Raw genomic sequence first — 23,344 nt, 5'->3', positions numbered from 1 at the left:
CAGGGCAGAGCACGGGATTCGTAGTGATGGAGCGCGCACCCCTTGTCCGTCCCCATGAGGAGCTCCGCATGATCCAGCTACGCAGACCTGGCACGTTGGTGTGCCTTCTCGTGCTCGCCCTGATCGCGGCCTTGTTGTCGCCGTCACCCGCCAGGGCCCATCCCGGTCACGGTGACGAGACGTTCAACGCCCTGATCTTCAGCAAGACCGCCGGGTTCCGGCACGATTCGATCCCGGCCGGCATCCAGGCCGTGAAGGACCTGGCGACCGAGAACGGTTTCACCGTCACCGCGACGGAGGACGCGTCGATGTTCAACGACACCGAGTTGGCGAAGTACGAGGTCGTCATCTGGCTGTCCACGACCGGCGACGTCCTGAACGCGGACCAGCAGGCCGCCTTCGAGCGGTACATCCGCGGCGGTGGCGGGTACGCCGGCATCCACGCCGCGTCCGACACCGAGTACGACTGGCCCTGGTACGGCCAGTTGGTCGGCAGCTACTTCGACAGCCATCCCGCCGGTACGCCGACCGCGACCGTGAAGGTCGAGGATCACGCGCATCCGTCCACGGCCGATGCGCCGACGCTGTGGCAGCGCACCGACGAGTGGTACAACTACCGGACCAATCCGCGCGGCACGGTCCACGTGCTCGCGTCACTCGACGAGTCGTCGTACACGGGCGGCAACATGGGTCCCGAGCATCCGATCACCTGGTGCCCGGACTACGACGGCGGCCGCGCCTGGTACACGGGCATGGGCCACACGATCGAGTCGTACGCCGACCCGACCTTCCGCAAGCAACTGCTCGGCGGCATCAAGACGGCGGCCGGTGTCCAGCCCGCGGACTGTGGTGCGTCGCTGAGCGACAGCTACGAGAAGGTCACGCTGGACGACGACACGTCGAACCCGATGGAGCTGTCGATCGCCGACGACGGCCGGGTGTTCTACATCGACCGGAACGGCGCGGTGAAGATCGTCAAGACGGACGGCTCGGTCGTCACTGCCGGGACGCTGAATGTCTACACCGGCCAGGAGTTCGGGCTGCTCGGCATCGCTCTGGATCCGGCGTTCGCCCAGAACGGCTATCTGTACCTCTACTACTCGCCGGTGAGCGCCGAACCGTTCGACCGGGTCTCGCGGTTCAAGGTGACTGGTGACACCCTCGACCTCGCGAGCGAGCAGCAGGTACTGCGGATCGACACCCAGCGCGACCAGTGCTGCCACGCCGGCGGAGCGCTCGAGTTCGATGGCAACGGCAACTTGTACGTCGCCACCGGCGACAACAGCAACCCGTTCGACTCCGACGGCTACGCGCCGCTCGACGAGCGGGCCGGCCGCGCTGCATGGGACTCGCAGCGCTCCGCGGCCAACACCAACGTGCTGAACGGCAAGGTCCTGCGGATCCATCCGGAAGCGGACGGCTCGTACACGATCCCGGCCGGCAACATGTTCGCTCCCGGTACGGCGAAGACGCGGCCCGAGATCTACGCGATGGGCTTCCGCAACCCGTTCCGGATCGGTATCGACCCGACGACCAATCATCTGTTCGTCGCCGACTACGGACCTGATGCCGGTGCGGTGTCGCCGACGCGCGGCCCGGACGGTCGCGTCGAGTGGAACATCCTCACCCAGCCCGGCTTCTACGGCTGGCCGTACTGCGTCGGCGCGAACACGCCGTACAACGACTACGACTTCGCGACCGGTACGTCGGGGCCGACGTTCAACTGCAATGCTCCGGTCAACGAGTCGCCGAACAACACCGGGCTGACCCAGTTGCCGGCGGCGATCCCGGCGACGATGTGGCAGGGCAAGTCGACGACCGGTGTACCGGAGATCGGTGGCAGCGGTGCGCCGATGACGAGTGGCGCGTACAAGTACGACGCCGCGAACCCGTCGGACCGCAAGTGGCCGGCGTACTTCGACGGCAAGGCGGTCTGGGCGGACTGGAACGACAGCCGCCTGTTCTCGGTGCAACTGAACGACGATCGCACCGGCGTCGCCGACGTGTCGCGGATGCTGCAGAAGATGAACTTCATCCGCCCGCACGCATTGCAGTTCGGGCCGGACGGCGCGTTGTACGTGATCGAGTGGGGGAGTGGATTCGGTGGCAACAACGCCGACTCCGGCGTCTACCGGATCGACTACGTGCAAGGGAATCGGGCGCCGATCGCACAATTCACGACCGACAAGACCTCCGGTCCGGTGCCGTTGACAGTGGCCTTCGACTCGACCGGGTCGCGTGATCCGGACGGGCAAGCGGTCACGTTGGCCTGGGACTTCGACGGCAACGGTACGACGGACAGCACCGACGCCGAACCGTCGTACACCTATGCGACCGCGGGCGTGTTCACCGCGAGGTTGACGGTGACCGATCCGGACGGCCGTACTGCGGTGTCGAACCGGACGATCACGGCCGGGAACACCGCACCGACGATCACTGTGGAGGCGCCTGCCGACGGCGGGTTCTTCGACTTCGGCGACACGATCCACTACAAGGTGACGGTCACCGACCCCGAGGACGGCGTGGTCGACTGCAACGACGTCATCACCCAGCCGGCGCTCGGGCACGACGAGCATGCACATCCCTATGAGCAGTACCACGGGTGTGAGGGCGTGTTCCCGTTGCCGGGCGATCAGGGGCATGTCGGCGCGAACATCTTCGGCATCGTCACCGTGACGTACACGGACAAGGGCGCGCCGGGAACCGGCAGGATCACCAGCCAGAAGGTGATCCAGCTGCAGCCGAAGACCCGCGAGGCGGAGTTCTTCAACGAGACCGGTGGGCCTGGATCGGCGCCCGGCGTACAGGTCGAGGACACCGGTGACACCGCGGGTGGCGGGAAGAACATCGGGTTCATCGAGGACGGCGACTGGTGGGGCTGGAAGCCGACCAACCTGACCAACATCAGCCAGATCCAGCTGCGCGCTGCCTCACCCGATGCGGGTGCGACCGTCCAGGTCCGTCAGGGCTCACCCACGGACGGTCCGGTCGTTGCCACCATCCAGGTGACACCGACCGGCGCTTGGCAGACGTACGGCGACTTCACCGGTGACGTCAGCGGTGCGTCGCTGGAGAGCGGTCCGCTGTACTTCGTGAAGACGACCGGCCAGTTGAACGTCAACTGGGTCAAGTTCATCGGCAAGGGCGTGACGGAGAACCAGCGCCCGTCCGTGACGGTGACTGCATCGGCGACCCAAGGCAAGGCGCCGTTGGCAGTCGACTTCACCGCGGCCGCGACGGATCCTGAGGGAGATCTGCCGCTGACCTACGCCTGGACCTTCGGGGACGGCGCGACGGCCACCGGCCCGACCGCCAGCCACACCTTCACGGTCCCGGGCAGGCACACCGTGGTGGCGACGGTCACCGATTCGCGCGGCGCAGCGGGAACCGCGAAGGTCGACGTGACAGTCGACGCGCCATCGGCGCCGACCTGCCTGACCGGCCGCTCCGACGGCTTCGACGGCACGGCGCTCGACACCACCCGGTGGTCATCAGTTGTCCGCGGCAACCAAGAGCTGTCGGTCGCGGACGGAGGCTTGACGATCCCGTTGACGGCGACCGACATCTACGGCACCGGCAACACCGGCACACCGAACATCGTCCTGCAACCGCTCCCCGCGGGTGCTTGGTCGGCGACCACGAAGGTCACTCTGCCGGCCCGGCTGGCCTATCAGCAGGCTGGATTGATCGTGTACGGCGACGACGACAACTACGCCAAGATGGTGCTCCAGGGACGATCGACCGGCGCGCCGTCGGCGGCCGACCGGATCTTCCAGTTCATCCGCGAGGAGAACGGCGTACCGAACGAGGTGGCTGCGTCGAACACGGCCAACCTCGGCGCGGCGTACCCGGACACGGTGTGGGTGCGGTTCACGTCGGACGGCGCGAACCTGAAGGCGTCGTACAGCGCGGACGGCGCGACCTTCACCGAGATGACGGAGACGAAGCAGCTCGCCGGGATCACCAACCCGCGGATCGGCGTCTTCGCCCTGGCCAACCGGACCGAGGCGTTGCCGATCGCGGCGTCGTTCGACTACTTCGCCATCACGCCCGACGACACCGCCGAGCAGCCGACCCCGGATGACGAGTTCACCGGGACGACACTCGACGCGTGCCGGTGGACGGACGTCGTACGGCCGGATCCTGCCGCCTACCGGGTCACCGGCGGCGGGCTCGAGATCGACACCGGCAAGGGCGACATCTACGGCGGTACGGCGACCGGCCCGCGCAACCTGATGCTCCAGCCGGCCCCCGACGGCGACTGGACGATCGAGACGAAGGTGGATGCGTCGACGTTCGACGAAGCCTTCCAGCAAGCCGGCTTGATGGTGTACGCCGACGACGCGAACTACGTGAAACTCGACTACCTCACCACCAACCCGGCCGGTTCGACCGTTGCCCGCGGCATCGAACTCCGGAGCGAGGTGGCCGATGTGGTCCAGTCCCCGCAACCCAATGCACCGAGCCCGTCCCAAGGTGTCTGGTACCTGAGGCTGTCCCGCAGCGGCTCGACCTACACCGGCTCCTACAGCTCGGACGGCTCGACGTGGACCGCGCTGGCTCCGGTGACCAACACGGCACTCGCCAACGCGAAGTTCGGAATCTATGCCTTCGGTGTCGACCAGGCGGCCTCGAAGACGGCGAAGTTCGAGTACTTCAAACGAGTCACCGACACCACGGCGCCGACCGTCAACCTGTCGCTCAACCCGTCCACGCCGTCGGGGCAGGCAGGCTGGTGGACCAGCGCCGTGACAGCCACGGCGATGGGGACCGACGACCAGGGTGGTCAGGTCTATCTGGAGCAGAAGGTCGGCGACGGTAATTGGTCCGAGTACACCGCACCGATCACGTTGTCGGCCGACGGCACCCACACGTTGTCGGTCCGCGCCAGTGACACGGCCGGAAACGTGTCGGAGCTGGCGACTGTCACGGTCAAGCTCGACCAGACGTCGCCCACGGCAACAGTCGCCGGCCTGCCGGCGACCTTGGGCGTGGCCTCGACCGCGTCGGTGACAGCGACCGTCGCGGATGCACTCTCCGGACCAGGGTCGGTGGTGCTGGCCCTGGACGGTAAGGCGACAACAGGAAGCCTCGACGGTGCGGTGCTGGGGCTCGGCGCTCACACCCTGACGGCGACAGCAACCGACAAGGCCGGCAACACCTCGGTGAAGAACGTTCCGTTCACCGTCGTCGCGTCGTACGCCGAAGCGGTCAAGCTGGTCGACCGCTACCGGGTCGCCGGAAAGGTGCCGTTGGCAACCGCCACGGTGATGAAGATCCAGCTGGGCCTCGCCGAGCGCGCCGTCAAGCGCAACCAGCCGCTGGTGGCGGCGGTGGCCCTCAACCTGTACCTGGCCCAGGCCCGGACGGTCCGGGACGTGCCGGCCAGAACCCTGCTGACCGCGGTCGGTCAGGACCTGAAGGCACGGCTGGGCTGATGACGTCGCCGTGGGAACTCGCCGCCGTACACCTGCCGCCGCCCCGGCTGGTTCGGCCCCGGACGGGCGACGGCACAGCGAGTACCACGGCGACCGTCCCCGGCGGCGGCCTCGCGCTCCGGACGCCGTCGGGGACACCCCTGCAGTAACACGACAAGGAGAGACGAATGGCTCGACCGATCACGTTGTTCACCGGCCAGTGGGCCGACCTGCCGTTCGAGGAGGTGGCGCGGCTGGCGGCCTCGTGGGGCTACGAAGGACTCGAGATCGCCTGCTGGGGCGACCATCTCGACGTACGGCGTGCTGCCGAGGATCCGGCGTACGTCCAGGATCGTCTCGACATCCTGGAGAAGAACAACCTGAAGGTGTGGACGATCTCGAACCACCTGCTCGGGCAGGCGGTCTGCGACGATCCGATCGACCAGCGGCACCAGGCGATCCTGCCCGGGCACATCTGGGGCGACGGCGATCCGGAGGGCGTGCGGCAGCGGGCGGCGGAGGAGATGAAGACCACCGCGCGTGCGGCGCGAGCGCTCGGGGTCGACGTGGTGGTCGGGTTCACCGGGTCGTCGATCTGGAAGACGGTCGCGATGTTCCCGCCGGTGCCGCCGTCGATGCTCGAGGCCGGGTACCAGGACTTCGCGGACCGGTGGAACCCGATCCTCGACGTGTTCGACGAGGTCGGTGTGAAGTTCGCCCACGAGGTGCACCCGTCGGAGATCGCGTACGACTACTGGACCACGACCGCGACACTCGAGGCGATCGGGCACCGGCCGGCCTTCGGGCTGAACTGGGACCCGTCGCATTTCGTCTGGCAGGACCTGGACCCGGTCGGGTTCCTGTGGGACTTCAAGGACCGGATCTACCACGTCGACTGCAAGGACGCGAAGCGTCAGGTCGGCAACGGCCGTAACGGGCGGATGGGCTCCCACCTCGCCTGGGGCGACCCGCGCCGCGGCTGGGACTTCGTCTCGACCGGCCACGGGGACGTCCCGTGGGAGGCCTGCTTCCGGATGCTCAACACGATCGGGTACGACGGCCCGATCTCGATCGAGTGGGAAGACGCCGGCATGGACCGCCTGGTCGGCGCCGCCGAAGCCATCCAGTTCGTCCGCTCCCTCGCCTTCGACGCCCCCACCGCATCCTTCGACGCGGCGTTCTCGTCCTAGAGCCGTAAATCCGGGACCTCCAGCGTTAGGCTCGGCGTATGAGTGCTGGAAAGTACGCTGCGCAGATCGTGGAGGTCCCGGGCCGCGGCATCAAGTTGGAGCCGGTGGACGGGACGACCGTGCCGGATGGGCCGAACGAGGTGAATCTGCTCGGCATGTCGATCGCGTTGGCGCTGGGGGCGGCGGGGTATCACCATCATGCCGAGCAGCGCGACGCCGAGTTGCAGACGCTGGATGCGTTGCTCGCCGGCGATGCAGTGATGCCGTGGAAGCCGGCCGAGTCCGGGAGTACGGCGTACGTCGTGTGTGAGCTGAATGACGGCAGGCCGAGGTGCGAGGTTCGGCCGACAGCGGAGTGACCTGGCCGGCGGCGCCGGCGCTGCGGCGGCCGCGGATCCTGCGGCAGCGGTGGCTCGACCTGACCTTCCTCCATTGGGCCGTCGAGCCGGCCGAGGTCACGCGCTTCTTCCCGCCCGGCACGCGCCCGGACACCTTCGAGGGACGCACGTACGTCGGTCTCGTGCCGTTCCGGATGGTCGACACCGGGTTGCCGCATGGTCCGGGCGTGCCGTACTTCGGCTCGTTCCTGGAGACGAACATCCGGCTCTACTCGATCGACGACACCGGCCGGCGCGGCGTCGTGTTCCTCAGTCTGGACGCGAACCGGCTGGCCGTGGTCGCCGCGGCGCGGACGATCTTCGGGCTGCCGTACCGGTGGGCTCGTATGACCCACACGCGCGACGGTAACCGCCATACCTACACCTTGCGGCTGCGCGGTATCGAGGCTGCCGTCGGGATCGAGCTGGGGGAGCGCCGACCCGTCGGACCGCTCGAGGACTTCCTCACGGCACGCTGGGGTTTGCACATCGAGCGCGCGGGCCGCACGTGGTACCTGCCCAACGAGCACCCACCATGGATCCTGCACTCAGCCACGGTCACGTCGTTGGATGCTGATGCTTTGCTGACGTCCGTCGGTCTGGTGCCGCCCGGCCGTCCGCCGGATCATGTCGCCTTCAGCGCTGGGGTGCCTGCTGCGTTCGGTCTCCCATCAGCCCCGCTGTCTCCCGGACGATGAACTTCAGGTCCACCTGAGTCGCCCAGCGGTTGACCTCGGTCGCCAGCGCTCGTGAGCCGGCCGCGTCGCCTTCGTCACGCAGGAGTACGGCGAGCAGGGTCTGCTGGGCGAGTGCACCGAGTAGGTGACCGACCTTCTGCCGCAGTTCAGTGGATCGCTCCCAGTGCTGCCTGGCCAGCACGAGATCGCCCGCGGTGTGCGCGTGGTCGCCAAGATGCCGCAGTGCGTACGACATCAGCAGGTCGTCACCGGCCTTCTCACCGAGCTGGTACGCCGTCGTGTAGTGCGCGAACGCTTCCTCAGGCTGCTCATAGACGTTGTCCGCCATCACACCCGCGTAGAAGGCAACCGCTCCGCGGCGGGCGTCGTCCGGTGCGTCCGCGATCAGTCGCTGGGCGCGGCCGCGGAGGTCTCCGTCGTCAGTACCTGATCCGAAGAGGACAGCCGAATAGTCCTTCCGGAGCTTCAGCATCGCGAAATCCCAGGCCTGCTCGGGGGAGGCGCCTCCCGCCACGGCTGCCTCGGCTGCGGCGATCGCGGCGGGCGCGTGATCGGTCTGCTGAGCGAAGTCCTGGTCAGTGGCCACCTCGGCGCGAGCCAGCGCGAGGGCCAGGTGTTCGCCGGAGTCGGCGGGCTCGGCGGCGTCGAGGAGGGCGGTGGCGGCAGGCCACTGGCCGGCGCGCATGAGGCGGGTGGCGGCGGTGACGACGGCGGTGGCGGCTAGCTGAGTCATGATCCGAGAGTATTTCGACGTCGAAATATTTGACAACTAACCTTCAGTGGCTGAAAAGTTAGCCGGGTGAAGGACTTCGTGGATGCGCATGTCGATCTCTGGACCGGTCAGCTGCCCGGGCTGGATCCCGACGTCGAAGGGATCACGGTCCGGATGCAGGTCCTGACGCGGTACCTCGAGCGCCGGCGCGAGGCCGTGCTCGCGGAGTACGGATTGCAGCTGTGGGAGTTCAAGACGTTGCACATGCTGCGACGCGGTGGCACGCCGTACCGCGAAACGCCGGGTGGGCTGGCCAAGCAGCTCGGGATGTCCGCGGCGGCGCTGACCAACCGGCTGGATGCGCTCGAGCGGCGGGGATTCATCGAGCGCGCGCATGACCGCGACGACCGGCGCAAGGTCGTCGCCACGCTGACGCCGACCGGGAACGACCTCTGGGAACGCGCGATCGGGCAGATCATCCGGGTCGAGGAGGAGCTGGTCCACGGCCTGCCGCCCGCCGACCGCACCACGCTCGACGACCTCTTGCGACGGCTGGTTCTCGTCACCGAAAAGGATTCCTAGGCGAGGAATGTCAATCTCGGCCGGTCGGGTCCGACGTACGGGTGTAAGCGCCAAGAACCCAGGAGGACCGACCGATGGAACCGCTGAACCTGATGGTGTCCCTGAGCCACTTCGCCAACGACAACCGCGAGAACAAGCACGGCCTGAGCGAGCGCGCCGGCCGGACGACGCGGCGTCGCCGTACGGCGAAGGCCCCTCGACGTGGTTGGTGGGTGATCCGGTCGCGTGTCAGAGTCACCCCGTGACCGATGACTCGAAGCGCGAGCAATTGCTTGCTGTATACGACGACCAACTACGCGGAACCAGTGAGAGCGCTGACGTGCCGACGAGCACCGACGGCCCGGTGATCCGGGTCGAGTACCCGAGCCGCGGGTTCGTCAGCTACCGCACGCTCGACGGTCTCGACAGCGCCGAGATCGATGCGCTGATCGCCCGCCAGCGCGACTACTTCGCCGCGAAGGGCCAGGCGGTCGAGTGGAAGTTACGCGGCCACGACCAGCCCGCCGACCTGCCGGATCGGCTGCGTGCCGCCGGGTTCGAGCCCGAGGAGCAGGAGACCGTGCTCGTCGCCGAGAGCGCCGACATCGTCGAGCGCCTGCGCGGCCGCGACTCGGTCGACGGTGTCACGATCCGCCTGGTCTCGGACCGCGCCGACTTCGAGCGGATCGCGGCGATGGAGTCGACCGTCTGGAACGACGACTGGTCCTGGCTCACCGACGACCTGGTACGCCGGCACGCGTCCGGCACCGACATCTTCGTCGCCGACGTCGACGGCCAGGTGGTCTCCGCGGCGTGGGCCGTGTACAAGAAGGGGACCGAGTTCACCGGTCTCTGGGGCGGATCAACGCTCGCCGAGTGGCGCGGCAAGGGCATCTACAAGGCGCTCGTCGCAGTACGCGCCGCCCGTGCCGTCGAGCTCGGCTACAAGTACCTGCACGTCGACGCCTCCGACGACAGTTCCCCGATCCTGCAGCGCCTCGGCTTCCTCGCGGTCACCACAACCACGCCGTACGTGCACAAGCCGGCTTAAGGACCTGCGAATCGGGCGACCGTGTTGAGGACGTACCGGTGCATCGATGGGCTGCCCTTGTGGCCGGCGTCGGCGAAGGCAGCCAGTTCGGCGCCGGGCCAGGCGTGCGCGAACTCCCGCGCGGCATCGAACGGACAGCTCAGATCGAGCCGGCCGTGGATGATGACGCCCGGGATCCCGGCCAGCCGCCCGGCGTCGCGAAGCAGCGCGCCGTCCTCCAGCCAGCCCGCGTTGGCAGCGTAATGGGCGCAGATCCGCGCAAAGGCAAGCAGGTCGGCCGAGGCGCGGTCGCAGAACGGTGCCGGTCTGCCGTGAGGCTCCAAGGAGAGGACGGCATCCTCCCAAGCGGACCAGCCCAGCGCTGCCCGGGAACGCATCTGTACATCGGGGTCTTCCATCAGCTTCACGTAGGCGGCGACCGGGTCACCAAAGTCCCGGGGTATGCCATCGAGGAACCGCTCCCACTCCTCGGGGAACAGCCGCGCGACCCCGCCACGGTAGAGCCAGTCGACCTCCGCGCGGCGCATCAGCCAGAACGAGGGGAGCACCAGCTCTGACACGCGTTCGGGATTCCGTTCGGCGTAGGCGACCGACAGCGCCGATCCCCACGACCCACCGAAGAGCAACCACCGTTCCACCTCGAGCTGCGCCCGTAGCTGTTCCATGTCGCGCAGCAGGTGCTCGGTGGTGTTGAGCGACATGTCGGTCGCGAGCTCGCTCGCATGAGGGGTGCTCCGTCCACAACCCCGTTGATCGAACAGGATGATCCGGTAGCGTTCCGGATCGAACACCTTCGGCGTACCGGACGGACTCCCACCACCGGGCCCGCCGTGGACGATCAGCGCCGGCTTGCCGTCCGGATTCCCGCGTTCCTCCCAGTAGACGCGGTTGCCGTCACCGGTCTCCAACATTCCGCTGTCACGGGCCTCGGTCGAGGAATGGGTGGCAGACATGTGAACTCCTCCAACGGCAACCTGGTCGTCGCCGACCGTACCCAGCTTCCTGGTCATGTAGGTCAGCCGACGCCGGTTGCTCCCTCTCCCCACGGATCGAACGACGCGCGCCCGAACACCCCGGTGACTGTGGCTGTGTCCGGGGGTGATGTGGCAGCGTCCGGCGTGTTCTCGTCGTTCCATGGATGGGACAGCCCAGGTCGCGCTGATCCCGCAGGCGTCGGCGGCGCGGCCCGTGCAGCAGGTGCGGATCCGAGCGCGCCGGCGTTTGCGTCCGGTGGGCGTTCGTCGCCGCCCCGGGGATTGAGCGGCGGGGTGATGGGCTGGTGGACGATGTCGGCGGTGGGTGGTTTGTATTTGGTGGGTGGGATGGGGGTGGGGTCGGCCCAGGTGGGGCGGGTGACCTCGACCACGCCGTCGAGGATGCGGATGCGCCAGTGGCCGGAGTGCAGGTCGCGGTGGTCGCGTTTGCAGAGCAGGGCGAGGTTGGACACCGCGGTGATGCCGCCGTCCAGCCAGGAGACCACGTGATGGGCATCGCAGTGGATCGGGGGTGCGTTGCAGACGACGCAACCTTTGTCGCGCGCGTTGAGGGCGCGGCGCATGGGGCGGGTGACGAGGCGTTGGCTCGTGCCGACGTCGAGAGGTTGTGACTTGGAGTCGAGCACGATCGGGAGGATCTCGGCATCACAGGCCAGCCGACGTACGGTCGCGGCCGAGAGGTTGTCTCCGAACACGAGCGCGCCGGTCGCGTTCGCGGTTGCGGCGGCGAGGTCGTTGTAGTCGATCGTGATGCTGATGTGCGGCTTGGCCCCGTGACCGGGCACGAACTGACGACCGCCGCCCGAACTATCCGCATCACGACCGTCCGCATCACGACCTTCGGTGTCACGACCGCGCTCCTCAGGCCGGTCGGTTGCAGCCGACGGGAGGGGAAGCTGGATGAGGATGCCGGTCCCATCGCCCTTGCTGTCACCGTCGGTCGCGGGGCCCTTTGCGGTGCCTGCATCGGCCGACCTGCCGTGGGCGGCGGCCGCGGTCCTGCTGGTCGTGCTGGATGCGCCGCCCGGGCTGGTGCTGTTGAGGATTGTGGTGAGGGCGTCGGCCTGGCGTTTGCTCGAGGGGCGGGGGTCGAGTTGGCCGTCGGTGGTGCGGTGGGGCTTGGCATGGGTGTGGATGAGGGTACGGAAGAGTTCGGCGTTCTCGTTGGCGAGGTAGCCGCGGAAGGCGACCCCTCGGTCGGCGGTCTTCCACGTCAGGGACTCGCGCACGTACGCGGCGTTCTCGTCAGGCTCAGGGCCGTCGGGGTCGAGGATGTCGCGGATCTTGTGGCCGGCCTTGCGCAGGTCCGAGGGGGCGTGGGTGGCGGCCAGGTCGATCAGCCGTTGTTCGGCGAAGTCGAGATTCTCGGCCGGGACGGTCGGGGGCAGCTTGTCGAGGATCGCCACGATGGCAGCGGCCTGGGCCGGATGGACCCGCCACGTCCCCGGCACAGGATCTGAATCGCTCGCGCCGTCCGCACCTGGCGCGCCGTCTGATCCGGCCGCACTGTCCGCAGCGTCGGCGTTGGCTTCGGCTTCGGCTTCGGTGTTCGCGGTATCGAGATTGCCGGGAGTATCTGAATCGGTGGCGCCGCCGGGGCTGGCGGCCGTGGTGGGGTCGGCGAAAGGGATGGCCGGATCGGGGAGGGCCGCCGAGGTGGCGGCGTACCTGGTCAAGTGACTGGCGAGGCGGACGTCGCGGTGGGCTTCGGCGGAGTCGATGCGATAGCGCCTGGTCAGCAGTCGGGCGGTGTTGCCCGCGCCGAGCTCGGTTGCGTACCCGGACTCGTCGATGCCGGCGATCAGCTCTAACGCGAGCGTCTTGAGCCTGGCCGTCTCAGCGAAGACCGCGTCGAGAGCCGACAGCTTCTCACTGTCGCTCATCGACCGGACGGGCCGTTCGCCGAGGACCTCCATGCCGACAACTCTAGGCACACCCGCCGACAGTTTCCCAACCCCAGAACCCCTTAATTTCAAGGGATTCTGGACTTTCAGGTTATCCACAGGCCGGCAATTCGTCGGCGGTACCAGAGGTGATTGGTGTAGGCAACGAATGATCAGGCGGCCGGGCGGTAGAGGGCGTAGTGCATGGGGCCGTTGTGGGGAAGTTCCAGTTCGGCGAGGGTGGTGAAGCCCAGGGACTCGTAGAAGGGGACGTTTGCCGGGTCCTGGGTTTCCATGAAGGCTGGGGAGTGGGCGGCGTCGACGGTTGCGAGGCCGGGTGTGATTACTGCGTGGCCCAGGCCTTGGCGTTGGTGGTCGGGGTGGACGGCGACCAGGGCCAGGAGCCAGACCGGGGTGCGGGGGTGGAACAGCCCGATTGCCTGGCCGTACTCGGCGGTCAGAGCGGCGCGGGAGCCGGCGAGCTCGTTGAAGGCGGCGGCGTGCGGGGCGAAGACGTCCGGAGGCATGTCGGGTGGGAACCAGACAGCAACCGCGGTCACGTCGTCCGTCACCCAGATACGGCCGTGCGGCAACCCGATGGCGCTGACGAACAACCGGTGGTACTCCGTGAGCCGGTCGGCGTACCCGTCCGGGTCGAGGCAGGCCCGGGTCATCGGATAGTCGAACAACGCGCGGGTGAGGACGCCGACCGCGGCGTCGACGTCCGCTGTGGTTGCCTCACGCACCTTCACGTTCGGAGCACCTCGATGATCAGGTCGGCGACGCCACGCATGCCTGCCGCGTTCGGGTGGTACGGAACGAAACCGCCGAGAGTCGGTGGCAGCAGCGTGAATCCGGTCGTCCACGGCTCGGCCGAACCGATGGCGTGATCACGGCTGGCCGCGGACGCCGCGATCAGGTCGGCACCCGTTGCCGCGGCGGCCTTCGCGAACGCGCCGGCCAGACCGTCCGCCATCATCGCGATACTCGGCAGTTGCTCCTCGTTCAGCGGTACGTCGAGACGCGGCCGCGTGGCCGGTCCGACCAGACTGAGGTAGTCGACGAGCAGGATCCGCGCGTCCGGTGACCGCTCCTGCGCCCGCTCGACCACCTTCGTCAGCGAGTCGGCAACGGCCTGGTACGACGCTTCGTCCTTGAGGTAGCTGACCCGCGCCCGGATCCGGTTCGCGACCCGGCGGCCGAAGATCGTGGCGGGCTTCGCGATCGTGTTGAGGAGGCTCCCGCGCAGGAACGTCCCGACGTACTCGAGATCGTTGCCGCCGACGGTGATCGTGACGAGTGCGGTGTCCGGTGTGAGCGCCTCGAGTTGCGGCGGCGCGTCGTCCTGCGGGGTGTCGAGCACGTGTGCGGTGGTCGCGCCCGAATACGTGACATCGATGAGGTCGAGGCCGAGCTCGGCGGCGACCAGGTGCGCGTAGTTGCTGCCCGAACGGCCGGCGGGCGGGTGCACGATCGGGCCGATACCCGGTCCGGCCGCGAACGAACTACCGAGGGCGACGTACCGGCTGCCGGATGCGATCACCGGACCACGATAGTCGACCTGCCACGCTGTGCCGGCAAAACGCTTCGTCAAGGCGGGCACGCTGACGCACTCCGACCACGACTGCAGGACCGACGGCGTGTACCGCGCCGGCACCCAACCCGGGCTGTCCGTTCCGGTGAACGTCATACTTCCCCGGTGACTGATGACGTGTTCGGGACAGCGGGGATCCGCGAGCGGGTGCTGGCCGGATGGGCGGCCGCACCCGTGCGATTCCGGGAGGACGCGAACGCCGAGGAGGAGCTGGTCCTCGGCGGGTACGTCGACCGCCTGGTCGTCGAACTGGCCCAGAACGCCGCCGACGCGGCCGCACGTGCCGGAGTACCAGGCCGGGTGTTGTTCGAGCTCAGCAACAACACGCTGGTCGTGGCAAACACCGGCGCCCCGCTGAACGCTGACGGTGTGCAGTCGTTGGCGACGCTACGGGCGTCGGCGAAGCGGGAGGAGTCTTCTGTTGAGGACGCTGGAGCAGAAGGTGTCTCGTCCGTAGGACGCTTCGGCGTGGGCTTCTCCGCGGTGCTCGCGGTGACCGATGAGCCGGTCGTCCTGTCACGCAGCGGAGGTGTCCGGTTCTCGAAGGCGGACACGGCGGCGGCGATCGCGGGGCTTGCGCCTGATCTCGACACCGAAGTACGGCGCCGTGACGGTCAGGTACCGGTCCTGCGGTTGCCGTTCGAAGCCGACGGCGAACCGCCCGCCGGCTACGACACCGCGGTCATCCTCCCGCTCCGCGACGAGGCCGCAGCCGCTCTCGTCCGCCGCCTACTCGCCGAGGCCGACGACGCCCTCCTGCTCGCCCTCCCCGGCCTCGAACGCATCGAAATCGAAACGGCCCAGGACCACCGGGTCCTCCAGGACGTCCAGTCCCGCTGGCACATCCACCGCAGCGCAGGCACCTTCGACACCACACAACGCGAACAGCTACTCGCCGACCGCCCGACGGAGGAGCGCACCCGCCCGAGCTGGTCGGTCGTGTGGGCGCTGCCCCGCGATCCTGCCACCGACACACCAACTGTTGTTCATGCCCCGACCCCGACCGACGAGCCGCTCTCGTCGGGAGCGTTGCTGTTGGCAACCTTTCCGCTGGACTCGACGCGTCGGCATGTCGCCAAAGGTCCGTTGACCGACTGGCTGGTGAAGGAAGCGGCGACGGCGTACGGCGAGCTGCTGCGGGAGCGGGCTGCCGAGGGCGACAGCGTGCTGCACCTCGTGCCCACCGGCCTTGCGGCCGGAGCTCTGGACCGAGTGCTACGGGAGGAGATCCTCGCGGTGCTACCCGGCGTCGAGCTCGTCCGAGGAGTTGACGGCGTCGCACTCCGGCCGCGGGATGCGGTGGTGGTGGAGGGCGCGGACGAGGCGTTCAACCGGCTGCTGGCGCCGATGGTGCCGGGTTTGATCGCGGCGCGACGCGAAGACCGCCTGGCGCTGGATGCCTTGCAAGTAAGGCGTTTGGAGCTCGCCGAGGTGGTGGATCAGCTCGGGGGGGAGGAACCGCCCGACTGGTGGCGCAACCTCTACGCGTCGCTCAGCGGCATGGTCACCGACGCGCTGATCCGGGAGTCGCTCGGCACGCTTCCGGTCCCGCTCGCCGACGGTCGGCTGGTGCGAGGCGCCCGCGGGCTGCTGCTGCCCGGACCCGAGATCCCGGTCGACGTCCTCGCCGCGTTCGGCGAGTACGGCGTACGCGTCGTCCACCCCGAGGCTGTCGACCCTGCCCTGGAACGGCTCGGCGCGATCCCCGCCACCCCGCGATCGCTCCTCGAGGACAGCTCCGTCCGCACCGCCGTCGAGCATTCGGCCGAAGCCGACGACCCCGACGCGGTCGCTCACGCCGTCCTCAGTCTCGTCGCCGCCGACCCCGCACAGGCCGACGGCCTCTGGTGGCTCAACGATCTGGTACTTCGCGACGCCGACGGCGAGCTCGTCCCCGCGAACGCCCTGGTTGTCGAGGGTTCTGACGCACAAGCCATCCTCGACCCGGACGAAGTCGCACCGATCGCCGGCGACCTCCTGGACCGCTACGGCCTGCCCGCCCTCGAAGCCGTCGGCGTGCTCGCGACCCTCGGCATCGTCGCCGCGTCCGACGTCGCCCTCGACCAGCTCCCCGAAGCCGTCCAGGACCTCGACGCGATCGAGGACTGGGCGTTCGACGTCGCCCCCGACGGCTCCCGGTACGGCGCCACCGTCGGCGAACTCGAAGCAATCCGCGACCTCGACTGGATCACCGACGACAACTGGCCGAAAGCCCTGCAAATCATCGGTTCTGAGCCCGATCTACGGCGTGCCCTCGTCACTCAGGTCCGCGTCGTCGGCCCCGACGACCGGCCCCTGGGCGTACCGTCGTACGCCGCCTGGTGGATCCGTGAGCACGTTCTGCTCGAGGACGGCGAACCGCTCGCCGGACGCGCCGACCCCGAAGCCGAGCCGGTGCTCGCGACGTTCCTCGACGAGGCACCCGCGTGGACGACCGGCCTCGATCCGGAGGTCCGCACCGCGGTCGGTCTGGTCCGCGACGTCGGCGACCTCGATGCCGACGGCATCAGCCTGGTCCTCGATCGATTGGCCGACCCCGAGCGCGAGGTCGACGCCGCCTCGATCCTCCGGCTGTGGACCCGGCTCGGCACCCTCGCCCTGTTCCCCGGCGATGCGCCGGAGCAGACCCGTGTCCTGGACGCCGACGGGGTGACCCGGGTGATCGACGCGGAGCAGGCCGTCGTCATCGACGGCCCGATGTGGGTGCAGCGGGAGGACCTCGGCGGGTTCGTGATCGGCTCCGGGGCCGCGGCCGACGGCCTGAGCGATCTGCTCGACGTACCGATGGCGCAGGAGATTGCCGAGGGCAAGATCGACGGCGAGGGTACGGCGGCCGACGTACCGCAGATCGTTCGTGAATTGGTTCCCGAGGTACCGGCGACCTGGTGGGAGCACGACGAGTTGACAGTCGACGGGGTCGAGGTCTCGTGGTGGGTGGACGCCGACGGCGCCCCGCACGCCGCGACGTTCGACGGCCTCGCGAAAGCCCTGGCCTGGTCCGCCGGCCGGTGGGACCGGCGGCATGTGATCCGGGCGGTTCTCAACGAACCGGACCGCAGTACCGAACTTCTGGTCGACGCCGTCTACGACTGACCGGAATCGGCCGCGGGCGGCAGATCTGCACGCCCTGTGACCATCTTTGGAAGCGTTTCCGCCTCCGGGCGTCACGCAGAGCGAACCAACGTTGTCAGAGGTTGGTATATCGACTGATCTGCGGATATGACGTCATTTTTCCAACGTGGCAACGAACTCTTGCCAACGTTGTCAACGCTACTTATAGTCCGTGGCACCTCTCGGTCGGTGATGAGCCTGTCCGCGCAACGGAAACGGAGGTGACTTTCGTCATGAACGAAGCGCCGCGGCCCCAATTCGAAGACGTCCAAGATGTCGTCCGGTACCAGCTAAGTCGACGGAGTCTGGTCGGAGGAGGTGCCGCAGCGGCGATGACCGCCTTCCTCGCGGCCTGCTCCGGCGGAGGCTCGTACTCGGACAAGCCCGCCAACAACAACAAGCCGGTCGCGACCAAGTCGATCCAGATCGGAAAGGCCAACATCCCGGTCCCACGGGACCAGTCGGTGATCGTCGGCCAGGTCGAGTACACCGTCTTCGACAGCTTCAACGGGATGATCCCGAACGGCTCGCCCTCGGGCGCCGGCGTCGAGCTGAGTACGGAGCCGTTGTTCTACCTGAGTTTCGCCACCGGCGAGATGCGTCCTTGGCTGGCGACCGAGTACAAGTACAACGACGACCACACCGAGGTCACCTTCAAGTTCGACCCGAAGGCGCACTGGAACGACGGACAGCCGCTGGGGGCGGCCGACTTCAAGTTCACGATGCTGCTGCTGCGGGACCGGCCGGACCTGTTCGGCGGCGGCGGTGAGCTGAAGGAGTTCGTCAAGGACATCGAGGTGCCCGACCCGCAGACCGCCGTGGTCAAGATGCTGAAGCCGGGACCGCGGTTCCACTACAACTTCATCTCCGCGATCGCGGGTCCGCCGCTCGGCATCATGCCCGAGCACATCTGGAAGTCGCAGGACCCGACGAAGTTCAAGGACAACCCGCCGGTGCACAGCGGCCCGTACAAGCTGAAGCAGGCGATCCGGAACCAGAAGATGTTCATCTGGGAGAAGGACCCGAACTACTGGAACAAGGACAAGCTCGACGTCAAGCCGCAGTACGTCGTCTACCAGAGCACGTCGAAGCAGCTCGACCAGGCATCATTGGCCTTCGAGCGCGCGGAGTTCGACGTCGGCTCGGTCGACGAGCAGCACGCCAAGCAGCTGCGCAACACCGGCTACCCGGCCTTGCAGACAACGCAGTTCCACGACCCGAACCCACGGGTGCTGTGGCTGAACTGCGACCCGTCCCGGGGCGTGATCTCCGAGGCGAAGATGCGCTGGGCGATCAACTACTGCCTCGACCGGGAGAAGATCGGCAAGTCGATCTGGCCGGTCCCGGTGCCGCCGGCGCAGTACCCGTGGGCGGACTACCCGACCAACGACAAGTGGAAGAACGACGAGCTCGCGAACAAGTACAAGTTCGAGTTCAACCCGGACAAGGCGACCCAGCTGCTCGACGAGATCGCGCCGAAGAACGCCGCCGGCAAGCGGACGTACAAGGGCAAGGAGATCAACCTCGAGATCATCACGCCGTCGCCGGTCGACGGCGGTGAGTACGCGATCGCGAACGTACTGAAGACCGAGCTTGCCAAGGTCGGCGTACCGTGCACCCTGCGCAGCCTGGCCGGCAACGTGCACGACGAGAAGTTCCAGCGCGGTCAGTACGACATCGACTCGAGCTGGGCCGGTATCGCGATCGACCCGGAGCAGCTGTACTCGGACTGGACCAGTGACAAGTACCAGCCGGTCGGCAAGAACGCGGCCGGCAAGAACAAGCTGCGGTACCGCAACCCGAAGTTCGACGCGATCTCGGAGAAGCTCGCCCAGCTCGACCCGAACAGCGAACAGGCCAAGCCGCTGCTGGACCAGGCACTCGAGATCTACTTCCAGGACCTGCCGATGCTGTCGGTGATCCAGACCGGCTACCCGTCGTACTTCAACACGACGTTCTGGAAGGGCTGGCCGACCGACGACGATCTGTACGAAGTGCCGTTGAACTGGTGGCAGCACTTCATCTTCGTGCTGGGCAAGATCGAGCCCACCGGGCAGAAGGGACCGGCGTGACGGCGGAAGCCCCGCCTGCGGTCGCTGTCGACAAGAGCCAGGACTCCGCACCCGTCTCGGGGGTGCGGGCCTGGCTGTCGCGGCATCCGCTGGCGGCGTACGCGCTCCGCCGCTTCGGGCTGTACCTGATCGAGCTGTGGGGCGCGCTGACGATCGCGTTCTTCTTCTTCCGGCTGATGCCGGGTGACCCGATCCAGACGCTGATCCAGACCCTGCAGCAGAACTACATCTACAACGCCCAGGCGAGCGCCGAGATCATCGCCCGCTACAAGCACGAGTTCGGCCTGGACGGGAACCTGCTGACGCAGTACGTCGTGTACATGCAGAAGCTGGTCCTGCACGGCGACCTCGGGCCCAGCCTGATCAACTATCCGACGCCGGCCCAGACCGTGATCCTGCGGGCGTTGCCGTGGACGATCGGCCTGCTCGGCATCTCGTCCGTGCTGGCCTGGATCCTCGGTGTCGTGATCGGCGCGATCGCCGGCTGGCGGCGCGGCAAGGTCGGCTCGGCGATCGCGACCAACCTGTCGATCGCGCTGTCGCACGTGCCGTACTTCTTCGTCGCGCTGATCCTGGTGTACATCTTCTCGTACTCGATGGGGCTGCTGCCGGCCAGATCGGCGTACGACTCGAACATCGATCCGGGGATCAGTCTGGCGTTCATCGGCAGTGTGCTGAAGTACGGGTTGTTGCCCGGGCTCTCGATCGTGGTGATCGGGACGTTCAGCTGGATCCTGTCCACCCGGATGCTGATGGTTCCGATTCTCGGCGAGGACTACCTGGTGTACGCCGAGGCGAAGGGCCTGAAGAGCTGGCGGATCCTGACCCGGTACGCGCTGCGGAACTGCTACCTGCCGCAGATCACCGCGTTCGGGATCTCGCTCGGCTTCATCTTCAACGGCAACGTGCTGGTCGAGCAGCTGTTCAACTATCCGGGTCTCGGCACCACGCTGGTGACCGCGATCCAGCAGCTCGACTTCAACACGATCCTCGGCGTCACCGACATGGCGATCTTCTCGGTGCTGACCGCCGTCCTGCTCCTCGACCTCCTGCTCCCGCTGCTTGACCCGCGGGTCAAGTACTGGAAGTGATGACGATGAGAATCCTGACGGCGGTACTGCGGACGATCCGGAACAGCCGGCGGCTGGCGACCGGACTCGTCATCCTCGGCGTGCTGATCCTGCTCGCCCTGTTCAGCCCGTTGATCGCCAAGGCCATCGGCGGCGGCCAGGACCCGATCGAGCTGGCGGCGTACGACAAGTGGCTGGTGCCCGGGCCGGGGCATCTGCTCGGCACCGACCAGTTCGGCCGGGACGTGTTCGCGATGGTGGTGAAGGCGCTCGCGGTCTCGCTGCAGATCGGCGCGATCGCCGGTGTGATCTCGACGGTCGTCGGCGTGATCGTGGCCTTCGTGGCCGGCTACAAGGGCGGCTGGATCGACGGGATCCTGTCCACGTTCACCGGCATCCTGCTGGTGATCCCGACGTTCCCGTTGCTGATCGCGCTCTCGGCGTACGCGAAGAACGTCAGCCTGTTCCAGGTCGGCGTGATGATCTCGATCTTCGCCTGGCCGTTCGCCGCGAAGACGATCCGATCCCAGGTGCTGAGCCTGCGGACCCGGCCGTACGTCGATCTGGCCCGGGTCAGCAAGGCCCGCGACCTGGAGATCATCACCACCGAACTGCTGCCGAACCTGCTGCCGTTCATCGGCGTCGGGTTCGCGTCCTCGGCACTCGGCGCGATCTTCGGGCTGGTCGGTCTGGAGATCATCGGGCTCGGGCCCGGTGGCGTGATCGACCTCGGCCAGATCATCTACAGCGCGATCAGCACCGGTGCGCTGACCCTCGGGGCCTGGCCGATGTTCGTCGTACCGGTCGGGTTGCTGACGCTGCTGTTCGCGGCGCTGAACATGGTGAACATCGGGTTGGAAGAGGTCTACAACCCGCGGCTGAGGGGAGTAGCCGGTGAATGACGTGCCGAAGAATGTTCTCGAGGTCAAGGGCCTCGACGTCGTCTACTCCACCAACCGCGGTGACGTGCAGGCGGTCCGCGGGATCGACCTGGATGTCCGCCGCGGCGAGATCCTCGGGATCGCGGGGGAGTCGGGCAGCGGCAAGAGCACGCTCGCGGTCGCACTGCTGCGGCTCCTGAAGGCTCCGGGCAAGGTGACCGGCGGTTCGGTGATGTTCCACCCTGCCGGCCGGTCGCCGGTGGACCTGCTCAAGGTGCACGGCGAGGAACTGCGGGTCCTGCGGTGGAGCGCGCTGTCGTATCTGCCGCAGGGATCGATGAGCTCGCTGAACCCGGTGATGCGGGTGCACGACCAGTTCAAGGACGTGATCGTCGAGCATGCGCCGAACCGCAAGGAAGCGGTCGGCGACATGATCCCGCGGCTGCTCGGTCAGGTCGGCCTGGAGCCGCGGGTGGCCCGGATGTATCCGCACGAGCTGTCCGGCGGGATGAAGCAGCGCGTGCTGATGGCGATCGCGGTCGCGCTCGAACCCGACCTGGTGATCGCGGACGAGCCGACCACCGCGCTCGACGTGACGATCCAGCGGGTGATCCTGCAGTCGCTGGCCGATCTGCGGACCGACTTCGGCGTGACGCTGATGGTGATCTCGCACGACATGGGAGTGCATGCACAGCTGGCCGACCGGGTCGCGGTGATGTACGAGGGCAGGCTGGTCGAGGTCGGCGACGTACGCCAGGTGTTCAAGGATCCGCAGGATCCCTACACCCGGCAGCTGATCGAGTCGATCCCGCGCTTGGGAAGGAAGGCATCGTGAAGTCCGAGCTCGAACTTCGTGGCGTACAGCAACGGTTCCATGCCCGTGGGGTCGCCGAAGGCTACGTGACCGCGGTCGACGACGTCAGCTTCAAGCTGCTCGCGTCGCCGCCGCAGATCGTCAGCCTGGTGGGTCAGAGCGGCAGCGGGAAGAGCACGATCGCCCGCAACGTCCTCGGCCTGCAGAAGCCGACCGCCGGACAGATCCTGTACGGCGGCAAGGACATCTTCAAGCTGAGCCGCGCCGAGTACGACGCCTACCGGCGCGACGTGCAGCCGGTGTTCCAGGACCCGTACGCGATCTTCAACCCGTTCTACCGGGTGGATCGGGTGCTGTGGAAGGCGGTCAAGAAGTTCAAGCTGGCCTCGACCCGCGAGGCCGGGTTGTCGCTGATCGAGGAGTCGTTACGGGCGGTCCGGCTGGAGCCGGAGAACGTGCTCGGGCGCTACCCGCACCAGCTGTCCGGCGGTCAGCGCCAGCGGATCATGCTGGCCCGTGTCCACATGCTCCGCCCGTCGTTCATCATCGCCGACGAGCCGGTGTCGATGCTGGACGCCCAGGTCCGCAAGCACTTCCTCGACATCCTGCTCGACTTCCAGCGCGAACACGGCATGACCACGCTGTTCATCACCCACGACCTGTCCACGGTCTACTACCTCGGCGGCGAGGTCATGGTCATCACCAAGGGCCAGATCGTCGAACGCGGCCCGGTCTCCACCGTGATGCACGAGCCGTCCCACCCGTACACGAAACTCCTGCTCGACTCCATCCCCCAACCCGACCCGGACCAGCGCTGGACCACCCGCATCCAGGTCGACGAACTCGAACGCCTCGACGACAGCACCCCCGCCGACACCACCAAGCCGGAAGCCCCGATCCTCTGACACGTGATGGGTT

18 protein-coding genes are annotated in these 23,344 nt (G+C 67.6%); 13 read left to right on the top strand and 5 right to left on the bottom strand.

Features of this window, described 5'->3' with window-relative positions; genetic code table 11:
* The first annotated feature begins 68 nt into the window (after positions 1-68).
* The 4 genes from OHA10_RS35015 (at position 69) to OHA10_RS35000 (ending at position 7,682) form a co-directional block, all read left to right on the top strand.
* Entirely contained in the window at positions 69-5,438 is a 5,370-nt protein-coding gene (locus OHA10_RS35015) for a ThuA domain-containing protein (RefSeq protein ID WP_371403072.1), read from the top strand.
* 167 nt (positions 5,439-5,605) lie between these two features.
* Positions 5,606-6,607, top strand: coding sequence for a sugar phosphate isomerase/epimerase family protein (locus tag OHA10_RS35010; RefSeq protein ID WP_371403071.1), 1,002 nt, complete (start codon positions 5,606-5,608; stop codon positions 6,605-6,607).
* Positions 6,608-6,645: 38 nt separating this feature from the next.
* A complete protein-coding gene (locus OHA10_RS35005; RefSeq protein ID WP_371403070.1) occupies positions 6,646-6,966 on the top strand; it encodes a hypothetical protein in 321 nt (106 codons plus the stop codon).
* Positions 6,963-7,682 (top strand): YqjF family protein, encoded by a 720-nt coding sequence (locus tag OHA10_RS35000; protein WP_371403069.1) that lies wholly within the window; start codon positions 6,963-6,965, stop codon positions 7,680-7,682. The genes OHA10_RS35005 and OHA10_RS35000 overlap by 4 nt, the downstream gene beginning before the upstream one ends.
* On the opposite strand, the gene OHA10_RS34995 is transcribed toward OHA10_RS35000, so the two are convergent.
* Positions 7,621-8,415: a hypothetical protein gene (locus OHA10_RS34995; RefSeq protein WP_371403068.1), complete on the bottom strand. Its 795-nt coding sequence runs from the start codon at positions 8,413-8,415 to the stop codon at positions 7,621-7,623. The two genes, OHA10_RS35000 and OHA10_RS34995, sit on opposite strands and share 62 nt — an antisense overlap.
* Positions 8,416-8,481: 66 nt before the next feature.
* On the opposite strand from OHA10_RS34995, the gene OHA10_RS34990 reads away from it, so the two are divergent.
* The 3 genes from OHA10_RS34990 to OHA10_RS34980 all read left to right on the top strand — a co-directional run bounded on the left by OHA10_RS34990 (position 8,482) and on the right by OHA10_RS34980 (position 10,006).
* Positions 8,482-8,976, top strand: coding sequence for a MarR family winged helix-turn-helix transcriptional regulator (locus tag OHA10_RS34990; RefSeq protein WP_371403067.1), 495 nt, complete (start codon positions 8,482-8,484; stop codon positions 8,974-8,976).
* A gap of 74 nt (positions 8,977-9,050) precedes the next feature.
* Positions 9,051-9,221 (top strand): hypothetical protein, encoded by a 171-nt coding sequence (locus tag OHA10_RS34985; protein WP_371403066.1) that lies wholly within the window; start codon positions 9,051-9,053, stop codon positions 9,219-9,221.
* The gene (locus tag OHA10_RS34980; protein ID WP_371403065.1) at positions 9,218-10,006 is read left to right on the top strand and encodes a GNAT family N-acetyltransferase; all 789 of its coding nucleotides are present in this window, start codon (positions 9,218-9,220) and stop codon (positions 10,004-10,006) included. Before OHA10_RS34985 ends, OHA10_RS34980 begins: the two co-directional genes overlap by 4 nt.
* Here the strand turns inward: OHA10_RS34980 and pip are convergent.
* From pip to OHA10_RS34960, 4 genes are all read right to left on the bottom strand, one after another.
* Positions 10,003-10,959, bottom strand: a complete 957-nt coding sequence (gene pip / locus OHA10_RS34975) for a prolyl aminopeptidase (RefSeq protein WP_371403064.1) — start codon at positions 10,957-10,959, stop codon at positions 10,003-10,005. The genes OHA10_RS34980 and pip overlap by 4 nt on opposite strands.
* A 62-nt stretch (positions 10,960-11,021) precedes the next feature.
* Positions 11,022-12,917, bottom strand: a complete 1,896-nt coding sequence (locus OHA10_RS34970) for a DUF222 domain-containing protein (RefSeq protein WP_371403063.1) — start codon at positions 12,915-12,917, stop codon at positions 11,022-11,024.
* Positions 12,918-13,057: 140 nt separating this feature from the next.
* Positions 13,058-13,636, bottom strand: a complete 579-nt coding sequence (locus OHA10_RS34965; RefSeq protein ID WP_371403062.1) for a GNAT family N-acetyltransferase — start codon at positions 13,634-13,636, stop codon at positions 13,058-13,060.
* Complete coding sequence (locus tag OHA10_RS34960) at positions 13,633-14,574, bottom strand: SGNH/GDSL hydrolase family protein (RefSeq protein ID WP_371403061.1); 942 nt, start codon at positions 14,572-14,574, stop codon at positions 13,633-13,635. Before OHA10_RS34960 ends, OHA10_RS34965 begins: the two co-directional genes overlap by 4 nt.
* Positions 14,575-14,583: 9 nt before the next feature.
* On the opposite strand from OHA10_RS34960, the gene OHA10_RS34955 reads away from it, so the two are divergent.
* From OHA10_RS34955 to OHA10_RS34930, 6 genes are all read left to right on the top strand, one after another.
* Positions 14,584-17,571, top strand: coding sequence for a sacsin N-terminal ATP-binding-like domain-containing protein (locus OHA10_RS34955; RefSeq protein WP_371403060.1), 2,988 nt, complete (start codon positions 14,584-14,586; stop codon positions 17,569-17,571).
* Between the two features lie 350 nt (positions 17,572-17,921).
* Positions 17,922-19,661: an ABC transporter substrate-binding protein gene (locus OHA10_RS34950; RefSeq protein ID WP_371403059.1), complete on the top strand. Its 1,740-nt coding sequence runs from the start codon at positions 17,922-17,924 to the stop codon at positions 19,659-19,661.
* Entirely contained in the window at positions 19,658-20,752 is a 1,095-nt protein-coding gene (locus OHA10_RS34945; RefSeq protein WP_371403058.1) for an ABC transporter permease, read from the top strand. Before OHA10_RS34950 ends, OHA10_RS34945 begins: the two co-directional genes overlap by 4 nt.
* Positions 20,753-20,757: 5 nt before the next feature.
* Positions 20,758-21,633 carry an ABC transporter permease gene (locus OHA10_RS34940; RefSeq protein WP_371403057.1) on the top strand — a complete coding sequence of 292 codons (876 nt, stop codon included), beginning with the start codon at positions 20,758-20,760 and terminating at the stop codon, positions 21,631-21,633.
* Positions 21,626-22,447: an ABC transporter ATP-binding protein gene (locus OHA10_RS34935; protein ID WP_371403056.1), complete on the top strand. Its 822-nt coding sequence runs from the start codon at positions 21,626-21,628 to the stop codon at positions 22,445-22,447. Before OHA10_RS34940 ends, OHA10_RS34935 begins: the two co-directional genes overlap by 8 nt.
* Positions 22,444-23,331 (top strand): ABC transporter ATP-binding protein, encoded by an 888-nt coding sequence (locus OHA10_RS34930; protein WP_371403055.1) that lies wholly within the window; start codon positions 22,444-22,446, stop codon positions 23,329-23,331. The genes OHA10_RS34935 and OHA10_RS34930 overlap by 4 nt, the downstream gene beginning before the upstream one ends.
* Positions 23,332-23,344 lie beyond the last annotated feature (13 nt).

This window comes from Kribbella sp. NBC_00662 (genome assembly GCF_041430295.1).
Taxonomy (GTDB): Bacteria; Actinomycetota; Actinomycetes; order Propionibacteriales; family Kribbellaceae; genus Kribbella.
The sequence above is the reverse complement of the archived record's forward strand: the minus strand, read 5'-3'. Positions and strand labels throughout refer to the sequence as shown.

Bases quoted from the DNA above. Each gene is read 5' to 3' on its own strand.
- OHA10_RS35015 (WP_371403072.1), top strand. From the start codon at position 69: ATGATCCAGCTACGCAGACCTGGCACGTTGGTGTGCCTTCTCGTGCTC.
- OHA10_RS35010 (WP_371403071.1), top strand. From the start codon at position 5,606: ATGGCTCGACCGATCACGTTGTTCACCGGCCAGTGGGCCGACCTGCCG.
- OHA10_RS35005 (WP_371403070.1), top strand. From the start codon at position 6,646: ATGAGTGCTGGAAAGTACGCTGCGCAGATCGTGGAGGTCCCGGGCCGC.
- OHA10_RS34995 (WP_371403068.1), bottom strand. From the start codon at position 8,415: ATGACTCAGCTAGCCGCCACCGCCGTCGTCACCGCCGCCACCCGCCTC.
- OHA10_RS34985 (WP_371403066.1), top strand. From the start codon at position 9,051: ATGGAACCGCTGAACCTGATGGTGTCCCTGAGCCACTTCGCCAACGAC.
- pip (WP_371403064.1), bottom strand. From the start codon at position 10,959: ATGTCTGCCACCCATTCCTCGACCGAGGCCCGTGACAGCGGAATGTTG.
- OHA10_RS34970 (WP_371403063.1), bottom strand. From the start codon at position 12,917: ATGGAGGTCCTCGGCGAACGGCCCGTCCGGTCGATGAGCGACAGTGAG.
- OHA10_RS34960 (WP_371403061.1), bottom strand. From the start codon at position 14,574: ATGACGTTCACCGGAACGGACAGCCCGGGTTGGGTGCCGGCGCGGTAC.
- OHA10_RS34950 (WP_371403059.1), top strand. From the start codon at position 17,922: ATGACCGCCTTCCTCGCGGCCTGCTCCGGCGGAGGCTCGTACTCGGAC.
- OHA10_RS34940 (WP_371403057.1), top strand. From the start codon at position 20,758: ATGAGAATCCTGACGGCGGTACTGCGGACGATCCGGAACAGCCGGCGG.